The organism is Streptomyces himastatinicus ATCC 53653 (assembly GCF_000158915.1).
Taxonomy (GTDB): Bacteria; Actinomycetota; Actinomycetes; order Streptomycetales; family Streptomycetaceae; genus Streptomyces; species Streptomyces himastatinicus.
Window position 1 is genome coordinate 3,585,761 of sequence record NZ_GG657754.1, and the last position, 3,336, is coordinate 3,589,096.

General features: G+C 72.9%; 3 protein-coding genes and 1 pseudogene. 2 read left to right on the forward strand and 2 right to left on the reverse strand.

From position 1 onward, the window contains the following. Window positions 1-378: pseudogene (locus tag SSOG_RS54790) on the forward strand (LLM class flavin-dependent oxidoreductase); the annotation flags it as partial. 37 nt (window positions 379-415) lie between these two features. On the opposite strand, the gene SSOG_RS14590 reads toward SSOG_RS54790, so the two are convergent. After that, window positions 416-808 carry an SCO5389 family protein gene (locus SSOG_RS14590; protein ID WP_009714994.1) on the reverse strand — a complete coding sequence of 131 codons (393 nt, stop codon included), beginning with the start codon at window positions 806-808 and terminating at the stop codon, window positions 416-418. Between the two features lie 211 nt (window positions 809-1,019). Between SSOG_RS14590 and nucS the strand changes: the two genes are divergently transcribed. After that, the gene (gene nucS / locus SSOG_RS14595) at window positions 1,020-1,682 is read left to right on the forward strand and encodes an endonuclease NucS (RefSeq protein WP_039937600.1); all 663 of its coding nucleotides are present in this window, start codon (window positions 1,020-1,022) and stop codon (window positions 1,680-1,682) included. Window positions 1,683-1,850: 168 nt separating this feature from the next. Here nucS and SSOG_RS14600 read toward each other — a convergent pair. Beyond that, window positions 1,851-3,336: ATPase AAA (locus SSOG_RS14600; RefSeq protein WP_039937601.1), on the reverse strand; the 1,486-nt coding region annotated here is incomplete at its 5' end.

The window sequence follows — 3,336 nt, forward strand, 5'->3', positions numbered from 1 at the left end:
CCGTTCCCCCGACGAGGTCGCGGCGGTGGCCGCGGGAGCACGTCTCGGCCGGGGTGGTGCAGATCGAGGACGCGCGCCCCGCGGCGACGGAGACCCTGACCAAAGGCGATGCCGGGCTGGTTACGCCAGGGCCTGGGCGCCCATGTCACGGTCGACGGCCGGGAGCGCCGGATGCGCGACCCGGTCGGCTACGCGGAGCTGCTGTGCGCACTGCATCCGGTGGGCCCGCCCCGGCTGTGCGCCGACCGGCTGGCGGCCACCGCCGAGCGCACCGGCATCACACGCTTCGCGCTGATGGTGGAGGGGTCGGGCGATCTGGCCGCCACGGAGCAGAACGTACGCCGTCTCGGTGGTGAAGTGCTGCCGCTCCTGCTCTGACACACCTCCCCCTGGTGGAGCGGCAGCGGACATCGCGTCAGCAGTCGCGCAGCTCGGGCGACTGGTTCAGCAGCTGTCCCCGGATCGAGGTGAAGCGGGCGAGCCGGTCGTCGGACGACGCGTCGAGCGGGAAGACCGCCACCCGATGGCAGTTCTGGAAGGCCAGCCGCACCCCGAAGTGACGCTGGAGCGCGCCACGTATCGCGTCACTCGCCAGCGCGCGGAGCAGCTGTCCGCGGGCCTGCTCGTCCGGCGGCGGCGTCTGGTTGTCGGCGAACTCCCCGCCGTCGACCTTCAGCTGGGCCACCAGAGAGCTGATCATCTCCCATGCGTACGGTAGGGAGTTCCGGACGCAGTCGACGAATGCGGCTTCGTCGACCTCGCCTCGCTCGGCCTGTTCGAGAAGGGCCGGTGAGACGTCGAGCGACATGGGTTCTCCTCTCGCGACCCCGGATGCGGGGTCTCAGGGATGGGATGGGCGGACGGCGACGCAGCGTACGCGTCCGGCGACCGCCCGCTTCAAAGGTATTCCGGCCCCTGTGCCCGCACCACCAGAATGGGCACACAACCAGCCATTGATGAACGGGTCCATCGCCGGACGAATCGCGTGGAGCCTCCGTGGTCGAGTAGCGTTGCCGACCATGCGTCTCGTCATCGCCCGGTGCTCCGTGGACTACGCCGGCCGCCTCACCGCCCACCTTCCCTCGGCACCCCGCCTGATCCTCGTCAAGGCCGACGGCAGTGTGTCCATTCACGCGGACGACAGGGCCTACAAACCCCTCAACTGGATGTCTCCGCCGTGCACGCTGAAGGAAGGCGATGACAATGTGTGGACGGTCGTGAACAAAGCGGGCGAGAAGCTCATCATCACCATGGAGGACGTTCTCCATGATTCCTCGCATGAACTCGGCGTCGACCCCGGGTTGATCAAGGACGGCGTCGAGGCCCATCTTCAGGAGCTGCTCGCCGATCGTATCGAGACACTGGGCGATGGCTGGACGCTTATTCGGCGTGAATACCCCACTGCCATTGGCCCCGTGGACATTCTCTGCCGGGACGCGGACGGCACGACGGTGGCCGTCGAGATCAAGCGGCGCGGCGAGATCGACGGCGTCGAGCAGCTCACGCGCTATCTCGAACTGCTCAACCGGGATCCGCACCTGGCGCCGGTGAAGGGCGTGTTCGCGGCGCAGGAGATCAAGCCGCAGGCGCGGGTGCTGGCCACCGACCGCGGCATCGGGTGCGCCGTCCTGGACTACGACGCGCTGCGCGGCATCGAGGACGACAAGCTCCGCCTGTTCTGAGCCCCGGACCCACCCATTCCGGCCACCCCGCCCCCGCGCGCTGCGGCCGGTTTCCGGCGCCTGTCCCCCACCCCGCCCCTTCCCGAACCGGGGCTCCGCCCCGGGCCCCGGTCCTCAAACGCCCGAAGGGCGTGCGGGGCCCCAGGGGCGGGATGGGGGACTTTCCGCTTACGCCGTCGCGGCCGTCGATGGGGGCGTGGGTGCACCGTTGCTCGGGGGTGGGCCGCCGGCCGTGTTGGACGCGGTGTTCGTGGGCGACGTGGGTTCCGTCGTCGGCGTGTTCGTCGGGGCGTGGGTCGGGGGCGTCGTGGGGGGTGTGGGCCGGGTCGTCGGGGTGTTCGTCGGCTCGTGCGTGGGCTCGTTCGTCGTCGGCTGCGACGACGGTGCCGACGGGCTCTGCGGCTGCGACGGGTCACCGCTCGTCGACGGATCGGTCGGCCCGGTCGACCCGCTCGGGGACCCGCTGTTCGTCGGCGCCGAGGACGGCGACGACAACGGCACGTTACTCAGCCCCGGCCGGGGCGTCTGCTGGCCCGGGGTGTCCGACGGCTCGTCGGCGGTCAGGTCCTTGTCGTCGTCCTGCTGCGAGGCCGATTCCCGCGGCTTGACCCGGTCGGGCGAGTCCTTGCCGTCGTCGTCGCCGAGGGCGCCGAGGGTCACCACGGTGCCGAGGACGGCCACCAGCAGGGCTCCCGCCCCCGCGGCGGCCAGGTTGCGCCGGGCTCCGGTCGGCGCGAGCCCTCGCAGAACCTTCGGACCGCGCTTGGCGGGGGGCGACGCGGCGGGCGGCGGTGTCGGCAGCGCCGCCGTAGCGGCCACCGGGGCCACCGGGGCCACCGGGGGTATCTTCGTCGTCTCGGCCACCACCGGGGTGATGGTCGTGGTCGCGTTCTCCCCCGGGACGGGCGTCGGGGTCGGCTCCGGCTCCTCCGTACTCGGCCGTACGACGCCCGGCCCGAACGCGTTGGTCATCGCCGCGCCCTTACGGTCACTCACCAGCGCCAGCGCCCGGCGGCCCGCCACCATGCCGCTCTTGTCGGCGAGCGCGCCGCGCAGCCCGATGGACGCCTCCAGCTCGGCACGGGCCCGGTCGAGGTTGCCGGTGCACAGGGCGAGGACGCCCAGCTCGTGGTGGAAGTACGCCTCGTCGGCGACCTGTCCGGCCAGCCGAGCCGCCTCCTGGCCGTGCCGTACGGCGCGTTCCCAGGCGCCCCAGTGGAGCGCCGCGGCGAAGGCGGGGGCGGCGGCCCGGGCCAGAGCGACGGCCGCGTCGGCGTGCCCGGATTCCCGGTCGGCGACCAGGGCGGCCATCGCGGCGAGTATCGCGTCCGCCTCGACGGCGACGCGCTCGGGCGCCACCGAGGGGTGACCGGCCCACCAGGTGTAGTGCTGCGCCACGGTGTGCGCACGCCCGGCGGACTCGGCCGCGTCGCCCGCGTATCCGTCCGCCGCGAGCTGGGCCGCCACCCCGGCCGCCAGCCGGTAGTGCGGGCCGACGGTGGTGACGAGGCCGTGGGCGAGCAGTTCGCCGAGGGCGGCGTCGGCGTGGGGGTGGTCCTCGGTGAGGGCGGGCAGATGGGCCTGGTGCGGGCATTCGCCGCCGAGCGCGACCGCGAACCGCAGGGCGTCGCGGGCCGCCTCGCCGAGCGCCGCG

What these genes read in the sequence shown, in the direction of transcription:
- SSOG_RS14590 (WP_009714994.1), bottom strand. Translation starts at nt 808, where the DNA reads ATGTCGCTCGACGTCTCACCGGCCCTTCTCGAACAGGCCGAGCGAGGC.
- nucS (WP_039937600.1), top strand. Translation starts at nt 1,020, where the DNA reads ATGCGTCTCGTCATCGCCCGGTGCTCCGTGGACTACGCCGGCCGCCTC.